At 64.4% G+C, this 19,382-nt stretch carries 16 protein-coding genes; 6 read left to right on the top strand and 10 right to left on the bottom strand.

Features of this window, described 5'->3' with window-relative positions; genetic code table 11:
* Positions 1–29 precede the first annotated feature (29 nt).
* The 3 genes from KVP10_RS06570 to KVP10_RS06580 all read right to left on the bottom strand — a co-directional run bounded on the left by KVP10_RS06570 (position 30) and on the right by KVP10_RS06580 (position 2,960).
* The gene (locus KVP10_RS06570) at positions 30–899 is read right to left on the bottom strand and encodes an SMP-30/gluconolactonase/LRE family protein (RefSeq protein ID WP_217963696.1); all 870 of its coding nucleotides are present in this window, start codon (positions 897–899) and stop codon (positions 30–32) included.
* A gap of 48 nt (positions 900–947) precedes the next feature.
* Complete coding sequence (locus KVP10_RS06575; protein WP_217963697.1) at positions 948–1,817, bottom strand: tripartite tricarboxylate transporter substrate binding protein; 870 nt, start codon at positions 1,815–1,817, stop codon at positions 948–950.
* A 159-nt stretch (positions 1,818–1,976) separates the two neighbouring features.
* The gene (locus KVP10_RS06580; RefSeq protein WP_217963698.1) at positions 1,977–2,960 is read right to left on the bottom strand and encodes a tripartite tricarboxylate transporter substrate-binding protein; all 984 of its coding nucleotides are present in this window, start codon (positions 2,958–2,960) and stop codon (positions 1,977–1,979) included.
* Positions 2,961–3,088: 128 nt separating this feature from the next.
* On the opposite strand from KVP10_RS06580, the gene KVP10_RS06585 reads away from it, so the two are divergent.
* Positions 3,089–3,817 carry an IclR family transcriptional regulator gene (locus KVP10_RS06585; protein ID WP_217963699.1) on the top strand — a complete coding sequence of 243 codons (729 nt, stop codon included), beginning with the start codon at positions 3,089–3,091 and terminating at the stop codon, positions 3,815–3,817.
* 191 nt (positions 3,818–4,008) lie between these two features.
* Here KVP10_RS06585 and KVP10_RS06590 read toward each other — a convergent pair whose 3' ends face one another.
* The 6 genes from KVP10_RS06590 to KVP10_RS06615 all read right to left on the bottom strand — a co-directional run bounded on the left by KVP10_RS06590 (position 4,009) and on the right by KVP10_RS06615 (position 10,507).
* Positions 4,009–5,199, bottom strand: a complete 1,191-nt coding sequence (locus KVP10_RS06590; RefSeq protein WP_376810947.1) for a Zn-dependent hydrolase — start codon at positions 5,197–5,199, stop codon at positions 4,009–4,011.
* 161 nt (positions 5,200–5,360) lie between these two features.
* Positions 5,361–6,239 (bottom strand): glutathione-dependent disulfide-bond oxidoreductase, encoded by an 879-nt coding sequence (yghU, locus tag KVP10_RS06595; protein WP_217963701.1) that lies wholly within the window; start codon positions 6,237–6,239, stop codon positions 5,361–5,363.
* A 206-nt stretch (positions 6,240–6,445) separates the two neighbouring features.
* Entirely contained in the window at positions 6,446–7,381 is a 936-nt protein-coding gene (locus tag KVP10_RS06600) for an isocitrate lyase/PEP mutase family protein (protein ID WP_217963702.1), read from the bottom strand.
* The gene (locus KVP10_RS06605; RefSeq protein ID WP_217963703.1) at positions 7,378–7,896 is read right to left on the bottom strand and encodes a LeuD/DmdB family oxidoreductase small subunit; all 519 of its coding nucleotides are present in this window, start codon (positions 7,894–7,896) and stop codon (positions 7,378–7,380) included. The genes KVP10_RS06600 and KVP10_RS06605 overlap by 4 nt, the downstream gene beginning before the upstream one ends.
* On the bottom strand, positions 7,889–9,175 hold the full coding sequence (locus KVP10_RS06610) for an aconitase/3-isopropylmalate dehydratase large subunit family protein (RefSeq protein WP_217963704.1): 1,287 nt from the start codon (positions 9,173–9,175) through the stop codon (positions 7,889–7,891). Before KVP10_RS06610 ends, KVP10_RS06605 begins: the two co-directional genes overlap by 8 nt.
* Before the next feature lie 342 nt (positions 9,176–9,517).
* Complete coding sequence (locus KVP10_RS06615; protein WP_217963705.1) at positions 9,518–10,507, bottom strand: Bug family tripartite tricarboxylate transporter substrate binding protein; 990 nt, start codon at positions 10,505–10,507, stop codon at positions 9,518–9,520.
* Positions 10,508–10,708: 201 nt separating this feature from the next.
* Here KVP10_RS06615 and prpR point away from each other — a divergent pair, with 201 nt between their 5' ends.
* Positions 10,709–12,661, top strand: coding sequence for a propionate catabolism operon regulatory protein PrpR (gene prpR, locus KVP10_RS06620; protein ID WP_217963706.1), 1,953 nt, complete (start codon positions 10,709–10,711; stop codon positions 12,659–12,661).
* A gap of 18 nt (positions 12,662–12,679) precedes the next feature.
* Here prpR and KVP10_RS06625 read toward each other — a convergent pair whose 3' ends face one another.
* Positions 12,680–14,173, bottom strand: a complete 1,494-nt coding sequence (locus tag KVP10_RS06625) for an amidase (protein ID WP_217963707.1) — start codon at positions 14,171–14,173, stop codon at positions 12,680–12,682.
* 196 nt (positions 14,174–14,369) lie between these two features.
* On the opposite strand from KVP10_RS06625, the gene KVP10_RS06630 reads away from it, so the two are divergent.
* The 4 genes from KVP10_RS06630 to araD all read left to right on the top strand — a co-directional run bounded on the left by KVP10_RS06630 (position 14,370) and on the right by araD (position 19,075).
* Positions 14,370–15,431, top strand: a complete 1,062-nt coding sequence (locus tag KVP10_RS06630; protein ID WP_217963708.1) for an ABC transporter substrate-binding protein — start codon at positions 14,370–14,372, stop codon at positions 15,429–15,431.
* Positions 15,428–16,198, top strand: a complete 771-nt coding sequence (locus KVP10_RS06635) for an ABC transporter ATP-binding protein (protein ID WP_217963709.1) — start codon at positions 15,428–15,430, stop codon at positions 16,196–16,198. Before KVP10_RS06630 ends, KVP10_RS06635 begins: the two co-directional genes overlap by 4 nt.
* A gap of 6 nt (positions 16,199–16,204) precedes the next feature.
* Positions 16,205–17,125 carry an ABC transporter permease gene (locus KVP10_RS06640; protein ID WP_217963710.1) on the top strand — a complete coding sequence of 307 codons (921 nt, stop codon included), beginning with the start codon at positions 16,205–16,207 and terminating at the stop codon, positions 17,123–17,125.
* A gap of 219 nt (positions 17,126–17,344) precedes the next feature.
* Positions 17,345–19,075 carry an L-arabinonate dehydratase gene (gene araD, locus KVP10_RS06645; protein ID WP_217963711.1) on the top strand — a complete coding sequence of 577 codons (1,731 nt, stop codon included), beginning with the start codon at positions 17,345–17,347 and terminating at the stop codon, positions 19,073–19,075.
* Positions 19,076–19,382: the final 307 nt, after the last annotated feature.

A 19,382-nucleotide genomic window follows, 5' to 3' on the forward strand; every position in this document is an offset into this window, starting at 1 on the left:
CTAAGGAATGGATTGTGCAGGGATGGGGGCTACGAGCGCTCGATTCTGGAATACCAGGGCAGGGGCAGGCCGGGATGCACGGTGCGCAGTGCGTAGATGGAACTGTGGGCGCAGACGAACAGGGTGCGCAAATCCGTTCCGCCGAAACAGAAGTTCACCGGGGTTTCCGGGCACTGGATCTTTCCCAGAAAATCCCCTTCGGCGGAATATACCCAAATGCCCCCGGGGCCTGTACAGAAGACGCGTCCGAGGGTGTCGACCTTGACGCCGTCCGGCAGGCCGGGGGAGTCGTCATGGCTCATATCGCCGAATATACGGCGGCCGGCGAGCTCGCCGTTTTCATCGAGATCCAAGACCTGCAAGTATTTCTGGGTGCGTGTGTTGGCGACATATAGCCTGCGCTCATCGGGGGAGAAAGCCAGGCCGTTGGGGTATTCGCAAAGCGCCACCAGGTGCACTGCGCCATCCGGCGCAATGCGCCAGATGGCCGCCTCGTTTTCGCGTTCGCGCACGTCCACTCTCATGCCGGGGTCGGTAAACAGGATGCTGCCATCCGAGCTGCAGATGACATCGTTGGGCCTGTTCAGGCGGCCATTGCTGGCCGTCTCGATCAGCACGTCGGCCTGTCCGGTGCGAGGGTTCCAGCGGGTCAGGCGGCGTCCCGGCCCTTCGCACTGAATGATATTGCCGTGCAGGTCGAACGTGGTCCCGTTCCCGCCATTGGTCTGGCGGACCAGTTGCGGTGTTTCGCCCGGAACCATGCGATAGAGGCGATTCTCGCGCACGTCGGCGAAGTAGAAGAACCCTTGCGGATCCCATAGCGGGCCTTCGGTAAAGGTATAGCCGGTGGCCAGCCTGTGCGGGGTTCCGGGCTTGAGTATGTCTTCGAGGCCTGTCATGTGGTTTGTGCCTGGGTGCGTATCGTTGGGGTCGGCGAGGGCGCCGCGCTATTCTTGCGAGGAAATATGGGCATTCTGGATTACTTCTTTCCAGCGTATGGTATCCGCATGTTGCGCCGACATCAGGTCGCCGGGTTTGCCGCCCGCCGGGTCCAGGCCCAATTTTTCGAACCGCTTTATGACTTCGGGGTCTTTCAGCGCCTTATCGAAGGCTGCGTTCAAGCGTGCGACGACCGCGGCCGGCGTTTTGGCGGGAACATAGGCGCCGAACCAGGCATCGCTCGCGAAGTCCTTGACGCCGGCTTCGGCCATGGTAGGTACGTCCGGCATGCTCTTGAGGCGCTTGGGCGACGCCGTGGCCAGAATCCGGACATTGCCTGCCTGGACTTGCGCGGCGACTGCTTGAGTCGGAATGAACATCCATGATACTTGGCCGCCCAGCAGGGCGCTGACGGCGGGCGCATCGCCTTTGTATGGCACGTGTACCGCATCCATTCCTGTGCGCAGCTTGAGCAGTTCTCCCTGCAGGTGCAGCACGGTGCCGGTTCCGCCGGAGCCGAAACTCATGGTGCCGGGCGAGGCCTTGGCTGTTGCGACCAGGTCTTGTATGGTGCGCCAGGGTTTTTTTGCCGATATGGCCAGCACGGTATGCGAATTGGCGATCTTGACCACGGGGGACAGCGATGTTTCGGTATGGGCCACATTGGGGCGCAAGCTGGGCACGATGGTCATGGGCCCAGTGGAGCTGACCAACAGTGTATAGCCATCGGGCTTGGCGCGCGCCACGAACTGCGCGCCTATGGCTCCCGAGGCTCCCGGCTTGTATTCTATGACCACGGACACGCCAAGGTCTTTCGCCAGGTCGGTGGACAGCAGCCGCGCAATTACATCGCCCGAGCCGCCGGGCGAGTTGGGCACTACATAAGTTACCGGGCCTCGCGGAAATCCGTCATGAGAGAATGCTGCGGGCGCATGTAGTGCCGCGATGGCAAGCACGGATGAAGCCAGGAATCGAAAAGAGGTCTTCAAGATTGTCTCCGGAATAAAGGGATTTTTATCGTGGTGCGGGCGTGCGGCTTATTTCTGGCCTGCATGGAGCATTTCCGGATTGGCATGGACCGCCGCGCTCCAGAAAGACGTGTCCTCGGCGAGCGTTTTTTCCAGGACGGGGCCGGTTTGGCCGGATGTTTCCATATACATGTTTGAATAAAGCGATTTCACGGGCGCAGTCTTCAGCACGGCCTGTAGCGCCTGGGCAATCGGCTCGATCGATGTGGCCGGCGTCCCCGACGGAGCGTAGACGACATACTGGCCGTATCCGGACACAGGCACCTTCAGTTCGGAGAAGGTCGGCACATCGGGGAAGCTCGCGGCGCGATGTGCGCCGGTCGTCGCGATGAGGCGGGCCTGGCCGTTGTTCGCGAGTTTGGCCATTTCACCCAGGGGCAGTACGGCCGCGGGAATCTGGCCGCTTGAAAGAGCAAGGGCCACCGGATGTGCGCCGGGGTAGGGGATAGTCGTCATGTCCAGGCCGAACTTGGCCGCGAAGATCTGCCCATAGAGTTGGGGCGGCGCATTCAGGCCTGGTGCGCCATACATGCCGTACTTGCTGTCCCTGCGGACCAGCGAGGCATAATCCGCTGCGGTTTTCGCCGGCACCTTGCTGCCTATTCCCAGGGCGTACTCGAAGCGTGCAATATGGACCACCGGAATGAAGTCGCTTGGCGCATACGGCAGCTTGTGCATGGTCAGCGGATACAGGCTGAAGAGGACTGCTGGCGATACCAGCAGGGTGTTGCCGTCCGGATGCGAGTTTTTCACATATCCGGCGGCAATGATTCCTCCCGCGCCGGGGCGGTTTTCTATCACGACGGGCCGGTGTAGCCGTCCACGCAGGCCTTCGGCGATCTGGCGCACGAGGACATCGACTGTGCCGCCGGCCGGGAAGCCCACCACCAGATTCAGGGGCTGCTCGGCCCATGCGCCCGCGCAGGTTGCGACCAGGCCAAGCATGGCGCCGAAACGCGCGCAATGCATGAGGGTTTTGTGTAGGTGTGTCATGGCGGAGCCTTGCCGCATAGCGGCGGTTGGGATTGTCGGTTTTTGGCTCCGGGCACTATATGGTGTCATACTTTTACCTGTAAATGAGGGTCCACTGGGTGGACTGGCTGTGCTCGGGAGTAGCGGCTATGCCTTGTGCTGATGATCAAGTAAGCGCGGTCCGTCGCGCTCTCGACTTGCTGGATGCTTTTGGCATAGACGAGCCGCGGCTAAGCATGGCAGAGCTTGCCCGGCGTGTCGGATTGCCGAAGACTTCTGCGTTGCGGCTGGCCCGGACGCTGGCGGCAAGCGGCTACTTGGTCCAGACCGAGAAAAGGGATTGGCGCCTGGGGCCATCCACGGCGTGGCTGGCGACCCGTTATCAGATGGCCTTCGATCTGAAGGGGGCCGTGCGCCCCGCCTTGCATGCCTTGGCCCAGGCAACTCATCGGCCCGCGACTTTTTTCGTGCGCGAAGGCGAGGCGCGCATCCGGCTGATGAGGGTTGAAGCGGACGCGGATTCTCGTGCCGCCCCCGTCGGAGAACAACTCCCGCTGGACAAGGGGTCTCCCGGCAAGGTCATCCTGGCGTTTCTCGGGAAACGAGGAAAGCTCTTTGATGACATCCGCCAGCGCGGCTATCACATCACCATCGGAGAAGCGCGTAAACCATTTGCCAGCGTTTCCGCGCCAGTTTTCGGCGTCGGGTGGTCCGTGATAGGGGCCATCAATATATCTTGCGCCAGCGAAGGCGCCTCGGAGCCCGTGCTTGAAGCCTACGCATCCGCTGTCGTGGCCGCGGGGCGCAGTCTTTCCTCTGCCCTGATGCGCTGGGACGACAAAACAGTCAAGCCGCCAAAGAGCTATTGGCACCCGTAGGGGTCAGGCGCAAAGCTTGAGGTGAACACGGCAGCCCCATATGTGAATCGCAATGCTGCCTGCCGCTCTTGCGCATGAGCCCCGGTTCGCCCCAGTGGGTTGCCTGTCCCTACGTGACCCGGATTCCCAGGCAATAAGAGCGGCATTGCCTACGGGCGGATGTCGAGGTCCGGCGCACCGTGCAAGAAACCTTAAAAGGCGCCGGCCTCCGTCAGCAGCACGTTGGCCAATACCGAAGCCCCCTGCGCCAGGTGCCGCGGTTCGGCATATTCCTGTTCGTTGTGGCTGAGGCCGTGGCGGCACGGCACGAAGATCATCGCCGAAGGCGCGACATACGACAGGTTGACGGCGTCGTGGCCGGCGCCGCTGCACATGTCCAGGCTCGGCAGGCCCAGGTCCAGGCTGGCCTGGCGCACCCGGTCCACGCAGCCGGGGTCGAATTGTATGGGCTGGTAGGCCGCCACGCGCTCAATGTCGATCTCGATGTTTTGCGCCTGCGCGTGCCCGTTGCAGATTTCGACGACCTTGCCGGCCAGGAAGTCCAGGCTCTTCAGGTCGGGATGGCGCAGGTCCACGCTGAACACCACATGCCCCGGTATGGTGCTGGGCGAGTTGGGGCGGCAGTTTATGTGCCCGACGGTCATGCGGGTGATGTCGTCGTAGCTGCGTCCGAGTTCGACGAGCGCCGTGATGATCCCCGCGGCACACGCCAGCGCGTCCCTGCGTACTTGCATGGGCGTGGTGCCGGCGTGGGATTCGTATCCCGTCAGCGTCACGTCGTATTCGTACAGGCCTTGCACGCCGGTCACCACGCCCAGCGGCACGGCGGCGGCTTCCAGTATCGGCCCTTGCTCTATATGGGCTTCGTAGTAGGCCCGGGGCCGCTCGCGAAACAGCGGTGTATTGGAAAACCCCGTCCTGTCGAGTTCTTCGCCCAGCGTGACGCCGGTCGTCATGCAGGGGCGGCCGCGGGCGAATGCCAGCTCGGCGCGGCCGGCATAGACTGCCGAACCCAGTACGCCAGGGGTGAAGCGCGAGCCTTCTTCGTTGGTCCAGGCCACCACTTCGATCGGGTGCCGGGTGCTTATGCCGAGCTCGTTATAGCGGCGCAGCGCCTCCAGGCCGGCCAGCACGCCGTACACGCCATCGAAGCGGCCGCCCAGCGGCTGGGTATCGAGATGGCTGCCGCACAGCACGGGCGGCGCATCCGGATCGGCGCCCGCGCGCCGCGCGTATATATTGCCGACTTCGTCGGTATAGACCTGGCATCCGGCTTCCCCACACCATTGCATGAAAAGGCGGCGGCCGGCCACATCGTCATCGCTCAGCGTCAGGCGGCAACTGCCGCCGTTGGCGGTGCGGCCGATCTCGGCCATTTCCATCAATGAATTCCACAGCCGCTGTTCGTCCACGGTAATCAAGATGTGCGCTCCTGCCGATGGCGGCTTTCGATCCTTGCCTGGTGTTGCCCACAGCCCGGCGGGCGACGGGTCGCGACAGCCGGGCTGCGGTTCTTTTTGTGCGGCGGCAAGCTATGCCGGGCCTATGCCTGCCCCGCGGCCAGCTTGTCCTGCGTCTTCGTATCGAAGTCGCTGGCGTCGTGACGTTCGTGCAACTGGCTGGCCGGATCGCCCGACAGGCGGTTTACCTTGCGGCCGCGCACGACTGCCGGCCTTGCAAGGATAGTGTCGGCCCAGCGCTGCACATTCTTGTAGTCCTGCACCGCCAGGAATTCCGCTGCGCCGTACTGCCAGCCCTTGACCAGGCCTCCGTACCAGGGAAAGACCGCGATGTCGGCGATCGTGTAGTCGCCGCCGCCCAGGTATTCGCTTTCGGCCAGGCGCCGATCGAGCACGTCGAGCTGGCGCTTGACCTCCATCGCGTAGCGGTCGATGGCGTATTCATACTTGACCGGCGCATAGGCATAAAAGTGGCCGAAGCCACCGCCCAGATAGGGCGCGCTGCCCATCTGCCAGAACAGCCACGACAGGCATTCGGCCCGCGCCGGCTGCTCGGTCGGCAGCAGGGCGCCGAATTTCTCGGCCAGGTAGACCAGGATGGCGCCCGATTCGAACACGCGTATCGGTTTCGGGCCGGAGCGGTCCAGCAGCGCAGGTATCTTGGAGTTCGGATTGATCGCGACGAAGCCGCTGCCGAACTGATCGCCTTCGCTGATGCGGATCAGCCAGGCGTCATATTCCGCCCCGGTATAGCCCAGCGCCAGCAGCTCTTCGAGCATGATCGTGACTTTCTGGCCGTTGGGCGTGCCCAGCGAGTAGAGCTGCAGCGGGTGGCGCCCGACGGGCAGTTCCTTGTCGTGCGTCGGGCCTGCAATGGGCCTGTTGATGCTGGCAAAGCGTCCGCCGCTGGGTTTGTTCCAGGTCCAGACTTTTGGGGGGATGTATTCGGGAGTGTCGGCCATGCTTGGTTCTCCGTGATTGCGGCTAAGGCCCGGTGGCGCGTCGGCAAGGCATCCATGCCGATCGACAGGAACAGGGCGCTTTTGCCTTTGTTCGATCTCTCAGAAAATAGCACAATCCGGTGATCGGAGCCTGGCGCACAGGGCGACCTGTACATGCTCTTGCGCGATGAAGCCCGGCTATATGCAACGCCGCCGGGAACCCCGGTTCATGCGGGAAATCGCTGCTCCCATTCCTCGACTTCGGCCAGCCCCAGGTAGGCGTTGTATTCGGCGGCACTCAGCATGCGGCCGCGCATCGCGCCGGTATTGCCGTCCTCCCGCAAGTGCTTCAGCGCCTCGCGCATCGTGAAGCCCAGGCTGGTACGGATCAGGGACGGGTAGATGGCCAGGGCGATGCCCAGGGATTGCAGCTCCGTCGAGCCCAGGCCGGCCAAGGGGCCGCCGGTATCCAGATTAAATATGCAAGGGGCCTCCACGGCCTGTGTCACGCGGCGGATTTCATCCAGGACCCGTTCGCCGGCCTTCAGTTCGACGAACACCGCGTCCACGCCTGCCTGGGCAAATGCGCGGGCGCGCCGAATGGCTTCGTCCAGGCCCAGCGACGCCGCGCAGTCCGTGCGCGCGATGACGAGCAGCCCGGCACTGTCGCGCGCCGCAACCGCCGCGGCGATGCGGGCGACTGCCGTTTCGAATGGCAGGACCGCGCGCGCGCCCGCGAATTGAGCGCAGCGCTTCGGCGATTGCTGGTCTTCGATATGGATGGCGGCCACGCCGGCGGCCTCGAATTCTTCGACGGTGCGACGCACGGCGGCGGCGCCGCCGTAACCCGTGTCGGCGTCGCAGATGAGGGGAAGATCCACGCAGGCGGCGATGCGCCGGGCATGCGCGCTGATCATGGAAAGGTCGACCAGGCCTACGTCGGGCCGTCCCAGCAGGCTGGCCGAAACCCCGTTGCCGGTCATGTAGACGGCTTCGAAGCCCGCGTGCTGCACCATGCGCGCGCCGTATGCGTCGTAGATGCCCGGCGCGATCAGGCTGGGCGCGTCCCGGCCCGCCCGCGACAGGCGTTCGCGCAGCGCGCGGCGCAGGCGCGCCGGCTTGTCCGATAATGGGTATCCGGCCTTTTCGGGTTGCGAGCTCATTGGGCGATTTTCCAGTCCGGGTGTTTGCGTAAAAAGGGAATCAAGCCGCCTTCCCGCAGGATGGCGCGGATCTGCGCCGGCAGGGGGCGCAGCGCCTGGTGAATGCCGCGGGACGGCACGAGAAACTTGCCGTTCGCGGTATCTATGGCGACCTCGTCTCCCTCGGCCAGCCCGGATGTGTCGCATTCGACGACGAGCAGGCCGTTGTTGATCGCATTGCGGAAGAACTGCCTGCCGAAGGACGGCGCGATGATGGCGGCCACGCCGAGGCGGTGCAGGATGTGGACCGCCTGTTCGCGCGACGAATTGATACCGAAGTGGCGTCCGGCGGCGATGATGCCGCCCTTGGCATAGCGCGCGGCGAATCCCGGCGACACGCCCTCGAAGGCTCGCGAGGCGATGTAGGCTTCGTCTTTGCCGGGCAGGTACTTGCCCGAGCAGTGCACATCCGTGTTGACATCGTCGCCCAGCACGTAGACGCGGCCCGCCACAATATCGATACTGGCATCAGGCATGATCCGGCCTCCATTGTCCGCCCGCGACTTCGCGGGGATCGGTGATATAGCCTGTCAGCGCCGAGGCTGCCACCGTGGCAGCGGAACCGAGCCAGATCTCGGCCTTGTCATTGCCCAGGCGGCCCTTGAAGTTGCGGTTGGCGCTGGAAATGGCGACCTCGTGATCGCCCGGAATGAGATGGTTGGTAATGCCGACGCAGGTGCCGCAACCGGCCGCCTCGAAAGAAGCGCCGGCCATGGTCAGGATCTCGATCAGGCCTTCGCGCGCGGCGTCCAGGTAGATGCGGCGCGAGGCGGGCGTGACGATCATGCGGACGCCCGGCGCCAGCTTGCGCCCCTTCAGGATCGAGGCCGCCTGGCGAATGTCGTCCAGGCGGCCGTTGGTGCAGGTGCCGATCAGGGCGAAGTTGATCTTCTGCCGGGCAACGTCGGTGACGGGCACCACGTCGTCCACTTCATGCCGGCGCGCTATCTGCGGAGCCAATGCCGAGGCGTCGATGGTCACGCGCTGCGCATACTTGGCGCCGGGGTCCGCCGCCACCGGTTTCGGCGGCCGTGCGCCGTGGGCGGCCAGCCAGGCCAGGGTTTTTTCGTCGGCCTCCAGCAGGGCGGCCTTGGCGCCCAGTTCCGCCGCATGATTGGCCAGCGTCATGCGATCGTCGATGTCCATCGCCGCGACGGCCGTACCCGTGTATTCGAGGGCCTGGTAATTCAGGCCTTCGGCGCCGAACCTGCCCAGCATGTGCAGGGTCACATCCTTGGCCCAGACGCCGGGCTGCAGTTGCCCTTGCAGTTCTATGCGCACCGATTCGGGTACGCGCAGCCATACTTTGCCGGTGGCCATGACCGCAGTGACATCGGTGCCCTCCACGCTGGTGCCGAAGGCGTTGAATGCGCCATATGTGACCGAGTGCGTGTCGGTGCCTACGACCAGGTCGCCGCAGGTCAGGTGGCCGCCTTCGGGCAGAACCTGGTGGCAGATGCCGTCGCCGATGTCGTATAACGGGCTGCCATGCGTGCCCGCGAATTCGCGCATGGCCGTATGGGCCTGAGCGGCAGCGAGATTGGGCGGCGGCGAGTAATGGTCCAGCACCCATGCCGTGCGCGGCGCGAAAGGCAGAGGGGCTTCGGCCATTTTGTCTATCATGCGCATGGCGTTGGGGGCGCGGGCGTCGTGGACCATGGAAAAGTCCACATCGGCGATCACGATGTCGCCGACCTGGACTTGATCCAGGCCCGCGTGCCGGGCGAGGATTTTTTCAGCGATTGTCGAGGGCATATGGGCTATGGGAAAAGTGATGCATGGTTGGCGAGCTTGCTGGGCCTGCGGGTTTGCGTGAAAAGCCGTCGGGATTAGGGCCTGTTCACACTAAAAGGGGTGCCACACTGGCGGGCAGAAACACGCCAGGCTAGGCGCGGGCGAGGCCGCGTGGCCGCCCCACGCAACGAGTCCGCAACGACGCATGGCGTGTTTCTGCCCGCCAGCCCGCAGGGTAGCCACAAAACAACCCGCCCCTCGGCGTTGCTCATGCTCGCCGTGGAACCACCACGGCTGCGCTTCGCGCCTTGATGGACAGCTTGTTTTGTGACCATGTGGTACCCCTTTTAGTGTGAACAGGCCCTAGTCCGCGCTGATGCCGATCTTCTTGACGAGATCGCCCCACTTCTTGCTTTCGCTGCGGATATATGCCGCGGTTTCCGCCGGGGTGGAGGGAGCGGGTTGCAGCCCCAGTTTCTCCAGCTTGGCCGAGACGCCGGGATCTTTCAAGGCCACTACTATCGCCTTGTTCAATACCCGGATGACGTCGGCCGGCGTCTTTGCCGGAGCAACATAGGCATACCAGTTGTTTGCTTCGAACCCCGGGTAGCCCGATTCCGCGACGGTCGGCACATGGGGCAGCACGTCCATGCGGGACAATCCCGTGGTTGCGATCGCGCGCAGCTTGCCGGCCGCGATGAACTGGACTGCATCGGTGGGGCTGGCGAAGATCGCCCCCAGCCTGCCGCCCAGCAGATCGTTCATTGCCGGGGCGCCGCCACGATACGCGATGTGCTGGTTGTGCAGCCCCGCCACCGATTTCAGCAGCTCGCCGGCCAGATGGCCGCTGCTGCCTATGCCCGACGACCCGAAGGACAGGCTCGAATGGGAAGCCTTGGCTTCGCGCACGTAGTCGGCAAGCGTGTGGATGTCGCTATGCGGATTGACCACCAGCACGTTGGAAAACTTGACCGCCAGGGAAATGGCTTCCATATCGGTTACCGGATCGTATTTCAGCTTGCTTATATGCTGGTTTACCGCAAGTGAGCCGATGGTGCCGAGCATGATGGTGTAGCCGTCAGGGGCCGACTTGAGCAAGTCGGCGGAGGCGATATTGCCTCCGGCGCCGGGGCGGTTCTCGATAATGATGTTCTGCTTCAGTTCTCTATTGAGAATGGGGGCCATCAGCCGCGCCACCGTGTCGGCGCTGCCGCCGGCGGCAAAACCCACGATCAGGTGGATGGGGCGGCTGGGAAAGCGGGTGGCGGCTCCCGCCGCGGGACTGCCGAGGAGAGTAAGCCCGCAGATCGCGGCAAACGCGCCCAGGGCGCGACGCAATGTAGATGTTGTCACTGATGTCTCCTGTCGTTATGGGTGAACTACTGGTAGACACATAAAAGCAATATCCATGCCAATATTGTTCGACCTGCCTTTTCCCCCGCCATTGTGCGGCGTGATCCCTGTACATTGCAGTTTTGTTTCATATATGGAAGTAACATGTTTCATGTTTGAGACGTTTCCATCCTGGCAAATATGAACCGCTCCGCGTCTTCCATGAATACGGATATTGTGTCCCCGCCCGTGACGCGCAGGCTGCCTTGCATCTATGCGGTAACTGGCTATGGGCTGTTCGAAAGCTTCCAGACGGTCGCATCCGAGTTTGCTGCGCGCGCCCGGATCGAGTTGCTGCACGACGCCTTCGAGCCTGTCGTGGCTCCCCTGAAGCAGGCCGCGGCGCAAGGGCGCTGCGACGTGGTGGTGGCCTCGGGCAGCAACGGGGCCTTCCTGCGCACGCGGCTCTCGGTGCCTGTGGTACTGGTGCAGGTGGGCGGCTACGATCTCATGGCAGCGTTGGCGCATGCCAGGCAGATGTCGGACCGCGTTGCAGTAGTCCTGCACAGCAAGGTGCCCGCCGAATTGCGGCGCTTTGCCCATGTGTTCGGCATGGCGGTGGATTTCCGCGCCTATGAGTCCGCGGAGGATGTGCAGCGGTGTGTGCGCGAGCTGGCCGCGAGCGGCATACAGGTCGTAGTGGGGGCGGGCATGGTCACCGATTATGCGGAGCGGGCCGGACTGGCCGGGGTGTTGCTGTATTCCCCGGGCTCCGTACGCACTGCGATGGATACCGCGCTGGCCATCGCCTTGGCGCAGTACGAGGAACGGTCGCGCCGCGACAGGCTGGACCTGATATTACGGCATTTGAGCGATGGCGTCGTCGCTGTGGATACGCGGGGGCGCGTGACCACGATGAATCCGGCCGCGGCGCGCATAGTGGGCGCCTCTGCCGGCCAGGCGCTCGGCCGCGCGATTACCGAGGTCGCACCGGGGCTCAACCCCGGCCCGGTGCTGGCTCGCGGCATGCCCGAGCTGGGCCGCATCGACGATGTGCGCGGCAAGTCGCTGGTTGTCGATTGCGTGCCGCTGTACGAGGCTGGCGCCCAGGCGGGTGCGCTATTGACCTTGCATCCCTCTCAGCCCCTGGAGCATGCCGTTGGCCGCCTGAGAGCCCATAGCCACCGGCGCTCGCGTTCCGCAAGATATACCTTGAACGGCCTGGTAGCGGTTTCCGCCTCCATGCGCGAATTGGTGCACCGCTGCGAAGTGCTGGCAAGCAACAGCGACGCCACGATATTGATTCAGGGGGAAAGCGGCTCCGGCAAAGAGGTCGTGGCTCAAGGCATTCATCGAGCCAGCCGGCGCCACGCACGGCCTTTCGTGGCCATCAACTGCGGCGCTTTTCCCGAGCAGTTGCTGGAAAGCGAACTGTTCGGCTATGAAGAGGGCGCCTTTACGGGCGCGCGGCGCCAGGGCAAGGCGGGCTTGTTCGAGGCCGCCGACGGCGGCACGCTGCTGCTGGACGAGGTGGGTGAAATGCCCTTGCCGTTGCAGACGCGCCTGCTGCGCGTGCTGCAGGAAAAAGAGATAACGCGGGTGGGCGGAATCGATGCGATACCCATCGATGTAAGGATTATCGCGGCCACGCACCGCGACCTCGCCGCGCTGGCGCGGGATGGGGCGTTTCGGCACGATCTGTTCTATCGCCTGCACATATTGCAACTGCGCGTGCCGCCCTTGCGCGAGCGGCCGGAAGACATCGAGGCGCTGGCCGCGGATTTGCTGCCCGCCGCCTTGAAGCGGGCGGGGGCGGCCAAGCTTGCGGCGCAAGCCTTGCGTGCGGCGCTGCCCATGTTGATGGCGCACGATTGGCCGGGCAATGTCCGCGAGCTCGAGAACGTGGTCGAGCGCATTGCGATCGAATGCCTGCTCGCAGGGAAGGTGCCTGCGGCCGGGACGCTGCGCAAGGTGCTGGGCTCCTTCGGCCCCGACGGCGCATGGCCTGCGGCGACGCAGGGGGCCGCCCCCGATTCGCTGGAAAGCGTGCAGCGTGCGACAGAGATCGAGCATATCCGCGCCAGCTTGCGCGCACATGGCGGCAATCGTGCCGCCGCGGCGCGAGCGCTGGGAATCAGCAGGACTACGTTATGGCGGAAGATCCGGTCGTCCTAGGGCGGCGGGCGCGTGGGCCTACAAGGGGGAATGCGGTCCGGCCGGATCTTCCTGCTCCGGGAGCAGCGGCGGCAGCCGTTCATTCACCCAGTCCCGGCACTGTTCATAAGCATGGCAAAGCCGCAGCACCGCAAGATCCCCTTGCGGCGGCCCGATCACCTGCATGCCCATGGGCAGGCCGGCGGCGTTGAAGCCGACGGGGATGCTCATTACGGGGCAGCCCGCCAGGGTCCAGGGGGTGACGACTTCCATCCAGCGGTGGTAGGTGTCCATGGTTCGGCCGGCTATGGATTTCGGCCAATCCAGATTCTTGTCGAAGGGGAAGACCTGGGCGCTGGGTATGGCCAGGAAGTCGAATTCCTCGAACATGCGCAGGACGGTCTGGTACCACGCGCTGCGTTCTTCGGAGGCGCGCAGCACATCGTATGCCGACAGGTTCTGCAGGCCTTCGGCCTCCCAGGCTGCCTCGGGCTTGAGCAGGCCGCGCGTTTGCGGGTTTTCCCACAACGGGCGCAACTGGCCGCCGGCCAGCAGGTGCCGGTGCGTGAGCCAGATGCGCCAAAGGCGTTCGCCGTCGAAGGGCACTGTGTAGTCGGCTACTGCGCAGCCCAGGCCGGCCAGCGCCGCCAGCGCGTCCTTGCACAGGGAAAGAATGCCGGCTTCCATGGGCAGGTAGCCGTTCCAGTCGCCGAGCCACGCCACGCGCGTGCCGGCGACATCGGTGTCCAGGGGCTGGGCGAAGACGGCGGGGCCTTGTGCCAGGGACAGCGGCGCACGGGCGTCGTGGCCGGCGATGACGGCCAGCAGGCTGGCCACGTCCTGCACGCTGCGGCCCATGGGGCCTTCAACCGCTAGCTGCTTGAGGAACAGTTCGTTGGCCGGGCCGTAGGGCACGCGCCCGGCGGAAGGCCGAAAGCCGTACACGTTGCAGAAGGCGGCCGGGTTGCGCAAGGAACCGCCGAAGTCGCTGCCGTCGGCCACGGGCAGCATGCGGGTGGCAAGCGCAGCGGCGGCCCCGCCGCTGCTGCCTCCGCAGGTTTTCGAGGTGTCGTACGGATTGGCGGTGGCGCCGTGGACGGTATTGTAGGTATGCGAGCCCAGGCCGAATTCGGGCACGTTGCTGCGGCCGATGAAGATCGCGCCCGAGGCCCGGATGCGCTCGATCAGTATCGAGTCGTGCGGGGTGATGTTGTCCTTGAATATGGGAGAGCCCATGGATGTCGCCATGCCCTTGACCGCGGTGAGGTCCTTGGGGGCTTGCGGCATGCCGTGCATCCAGCCGCGCCAGCGGCCGGCGGCTATGTCGGCGTCACGCTCGCCGGCCTCGCCCAGCAGCTCGTCGCGGCCGCGCCTGGCGACGATGGCGTTCAGGCGCGGGTTGATGCGGTCCATGTGATCCAGGTAGGCCGCCATGACTTCGCGGCACGACACCGCGCGGCTCTTGATCGCGTCGGACAGCGCCCTTGCGGACATCGCCACGATATCGTCCAGGCCTGTGGGTTTTGCGCTCATGTGTATCCCTCGTGTTTCGGGTCCGATGTTACAGCGTAATGCGCATTATGTTTCGCTGCGATTTGGAAATAGAATGGGCACTCGGACCTGCGCCAGCAGCCTGCACGCGTGGCCCGCGTGGATGCCCGAAGTTGTGTCGGCCGCGATGCCGGCCGGCGGCGGGTTCCCGGCAGACTTACATCGGAGACAAACTGACATGACGCAATCGATTACTTCACCGCGCCGCCGCAGCATCCTGATTGCCGCCGGGGGCCTGGCGGGCGCCGGCCTCCTGGGCATGGGCGCCGCCCGGGCAGCCAAGCTGGGCAACGCGCTGTACGGCCAGGGCAGCATCGACCCGATCTTCACCGCGGGCTATGTGGCGCTGAAGAAGGGCTACTTCGGCCAGGAAGGGCTCGAAGTGAAGTACATCAATTCGCAGAGCGGCCCGCGCACCAACCAGATGCTGGCCGCACGGCAGATCCTGTTCGGCGCCACCGCGGCTACGGCGGCGCCGGCGCTGGCCTTGGCCGGCAAGCCCGCGGCCCTGGTGTTCGGCTTCGATCGCCGCATGACCTACGCCAATGTGCTGGTGCGCAAGACGGACTACGACAGCGGCAAGTTCAAGACCCTGAAAGACCTGACCGGGCAGCGCATCGGCGCCACCCAGCCGGGCTCGGTGACCGCGCTGATGGCGATCTACCTGATGCAGCGCGCGGGTATTTCCAAGACCGTGGACATCCGCCCGCTGGGCGATCTCGCCACCATGCTGGGCGCCCTGAAGACAGGCGCCGTGGCGGCCACCATGGCCACGGCTTCGATGATGGAACAGGCCGAGCAGGAAGGCTGGGGCGTGTCGATCTTCGACGGCACCAACGATGCCGCCTGGAACCAATACGTGGGCGGCGACGTGCCCGGCATTGCCGCCTATACTTTGCGCGACACCATCCAGAGCCACCCCGAGCAGGTGCAAGCCTTCGTGACCGCCATGGTCAAGGCGCAAGACCTGATCAATGCCAGTTCGGCGCAGGCGATCACGGATCTGATCTACGACGACTACCTGAGCTCGCTGTCCAGGCCCAGCGTCCTCAAGGCCATAGACCTGTACAAGAACAAGGTCTGGCTCAAGGACAACATCATTACGCAGGACGCCTACGACCGCATGACGCGCATCATGGGCGACGGGCGGCAGTTCAGCAACGACCAGATCAAGACCGTTCCCTACGCGCAGTGTGTCGACATGAGCTTCGTGCGCAAGGCGCGGGGTATCGCCTCGTGATTGAACTGCGGCATGTCAGCAAGACATACCAGACCGACAGGGCCAGCACCCGCGCGATAGGCGATGTGTCGCTGCGGATCGATAGCGGCGAGTTCGTGTCGATTGTCGGCCCTTCGGGCTGCGGCAAGAGCACCTTGCTGCACATGATCGCCGGGTTCCTGATGCCCAGCTCGGGCAGCATCGTCATCGACGGCCAGCCGGTGGCCGGCCAGTTGCATCCCTCGCTAGGGTATATCTTCCAGAAGGACACGCTGCTGCCCTGGTACACGGTGCAGAAGAATGTGGCGTTGGGCCTGCGGTTCAAATCCATGCCGCCGGACCAGGCCAGGAGCCGGGTGGATGCGCTGCTGGAACTCGGCCACCTGAGCGAATTCGCCAACGCCTATCCGCACCAGCTTTCGGGAGGCATGCGCCGCCGCGTGGCCTTGCTGATGAGCCTGGCCATGGAGCCGCGCATCCTCTTGCTGGACGAGCCTTTCGGGGCACTGGACACGCACACCAAGACCCATTTGCACAGAGAGCTGATGGATATCTGGCACAAGCTGGGCCAGACCGTGGTGCTGGTCACGCACGACCTGGACGAGGCCATCACCTTGTCCAGCCGGGTGGTGGTGCTGTCCTCTCCGCCCAGCGGCGTGCTGCTGGACGAGCGCATCGACATTCCCTATCCGCGGGACGTCTTCAGCGTGCGGGAAAGCGCGCAGTTCCTGAACCATTTCCAGAGCATATGGGGCGTGCTGGGCCAGCAGTTCCGCGCCTCCGCCTGAACCGCCATGACGCAGCCTTCTTCTACCGACCAGGATCCGGCCCGCGACGCGGGCGACGCGCAAGGGCAGGATGATTCTTTCCCGAGCCATGCCGAATACCTGGCGCGCAGCCGGCGCGCCGCCAGGCGGCGCCGCATCCGCGTCAGCGTATGGCAAGTCGTCATCCTGGCCGTGATACTCGGTTCCTGGGAGCTGCTGACCCGCATCCCATGGTTCGTGCACAACACCATCTTCGATCCTTTCTTCATCAGCCGCCCGTCCCTGATCGCGCTGCGCCTGTGGCAATGGATGCTGCCCGGACCCCATTCGGTATGGCCGCACTTGTGGCAGACCTTGCAGGCGACCTTCCTGGGGCTGATCGTGGGCGTGGGCAGCGGCTTCGTGATAGGCATGGCGCTCAGCCGCAACCGCATGCTGGCCGATGTCTTCAACCCCTTCATCGTGGCCTTCAATTCCATGCCGCGCATTGCCTTCGTGCCGCTGATCACCATGTTCTTCGGCCTGGGCATCGCGTCCAAGGTGGCGACGTCGTGGTTCGTGGTGTTCTTCCTGGTGTTCTTCAACACCTACAAGGGCGGCCGCAGCGTCGAGCCAGAACTGCTGGACTTTTGCCGCACCCTGGGCGGGTCGCCGCGCCAGATCCTGTGGCGCGTGCGCATCCCCTCGGCGGCGGTCTGGACCTTCGCCTCGCTGCCCAACGCCATCAGCTTCGCGCTGATCGGCGTGGTGCTGGCGGAATTCGTCGGCTCCACCACCGGCATGGGCTACTTGATGATCACCGCGCTGGCCACGCTCAACGCCACCGACATGTTCGCCGCGATTACGCTGCTGTCCATCGTCGGCGTCGGGCTGGTGTATTGCGTGACCTTGCTGGAGCGCCGGTTGCTGCACTGGCTGCCGGAATTCCGCGAGCAGCTCGAGCCGTGACGCGGCATAGATAGGCCTGCAAAGCCTATTCCATGCGGGTTTGCGGCCGGACAGGGGGCTGCCTTGCGGTGGTGCAGCGGTCAGGATATATACTGAAAAAAGCAGTGTTGCCGGTGGTCGAGATGCTGTGTTTGGCATTTGCCGGAAGGGCTGCTGCATGTTGCCGGGCCTAGGCCCGCCGCAATTCCCGATACCCACGCACACCATTGCCGGATTCCCATGACCGATAAAGAAAAGCGTCTTGCCGCTTTGCGCAGCCGCCGCTGGCTTGCGCCCGATGACATACGTTCGTTTGCCCACCGCCAGCGCTTGCTGCAAATGGGGCTGCGGCGGGAAGAGTTCATGACGCGGCCTATCGTGGCCGTCATCAACACCTGGAGCGACCTGTCGCCCTGTCACGCGCACCTGCGCGAGCGCGCCGAGTCCGTCAAGCGCGGCATTCTCGAAGCGGGCGGCCTGCCTTTCGAATTGCCGGCCATGTCGCTGGGCGAGGTCATGGTCAAGCCGACGGCCATGGCCTACCGGAATTTCCTGGCCATGGAAACCGAAGAGCTGCTGCGCTCGCTGCCTATAGACGGCGCCGTGCTCATGGGAGGCTGCGACAAGACCACGCCGGGCCTTTTGATGGGCGCTATCAGCGCGGATCTGCCTTGTATCTACGTGCCGGCGGGCCCGATGCTCAATGACCGCTACAAGGGGCAGCGTGTCGGGGCCGGGACGCATACCAAGACTTTCTGGAACGATTACGTCGTCGGCAAGGTCAGCCAGCCCGAATGGGTCGCACTGGAAGCGCGTATGACGCGTTCTCCGGGCACCTGCAACACCATGGGTACGGCCAGCACCATGACTTCGATCACCGAGGCCATGGGTTTCTCGCTGCCCGGCGCCAGCAGCATTCCCGCCATGGACGCCGCGCATCCGCGCATGGCTGCGGCCAGCGGCGCGCGCATCGTCGACATGATCTGGGAGGATCTGCGTCCGCGGCGCCTGCTGACTGCCGATTCGGTGCGCAACGCGATTGCCGTCCATATGGCGCTGGGCGGCTCGACCAATGCGGTCGTGCACCTGATCGCCATTGCGGGCCGCGCCGGCATCCCCCTGACCTTGCAGCAGTACATCGAGGCCGGCGGCGATATTCCCGTGCTGGCGAACCTGTATCCCACGGGCGATCACTTGATGGAAGATTTTTATTATGCGGGCGGCCTGCCGGCGCTGCTCAAGGAACTTGCGCCGCGCCTGCACCTGGAATGCCTGACGGCGACGGGGCGAACCCTGGGCGAGAACATCGAGAGCGCCGTCAATCTCGACCCCGAGGTCATACGGCCTTTGTCCTCGCCCGTGGTCCAGGCGCAGGCGCTGGCCGTGTTGCGTGGCAACTTGGCGCCATCGGGCGCGGTGATCAAGCCCAGCGCAGCCAGCGAGAGGCTGCTCGAGCATACCGGGCCCGCGCTGGTGTTCGACTCCATGGAAGACATGACCCGGCGTATTCACGATCCGGAGCTTGCCGTCGACGAGAACACGGTGCTGGTGCTGCGCAACGGCGGGCCTGTCGGGGCTTCCGGGATGCCCGAATGGGGCAATCTGCCGATTCCCAAGAAGCTGCTCGAGGCCGGCGTCCACGACATCGTGCGTATTTCGGATTCGCGGATGAGCGGCACGCATGCGGGCACGTGTGTGCTGCATGTGAGTCCCGAAGCGGCGGTGGGCGGCCCGCTGGCCCTGGTGCGCACCGGCGACATGATACGGCTGGATGTGCCTGCCGGCCGGCTCGATGTCCTGCTGGACGAAGCGCAGCTCGAAGAGCGTCGGCAGCAATGGAAGCCGCCGAAGACGGATCGCAAGCGTGGCTATCTGCGCCTGTACGTGGAGCACGTCAGCCAGGCCGACCAAGGCTGCGATTTCGATTTCCTGAGCGGCTGGCAGGAGCCCGACGAGCCCGTCATTTTCTAGAAGCAAGGCGTCCTCGCCCTTTCTGGAGGGCGGGGCGGCGGCCGGATGCGATGTCTCCCGGCGCGCCGGCACGGCCTCGGGCTCGGGATCTGTCGGCTTTGGCCTGGCTCGCCATGTTTTGTAACGGGTTTCAAAGATATGAGTAATACATATATATCATCTATCGATGATGGCCATGGCGGCAGCAATTGAATTTCCGAATTGCTATGGAGAAAATTATTGACACCCTGAAACCTCAGTCGTAGAATCGTCTGCAAACGGTTACAAAAATAATAAGCCGAGCCAGCTGTATCTACCAGGAGACAAT

This window comes from Candidimonas humi, assembly GCF_019166065.1.
Taxonomy (GTDB): Bacteria; Pseudomonadota; Gammaproteobacteria; order Burkholderiales; family Burkholderiaceae_B; genus Candidimonas; species Candidimonas humi.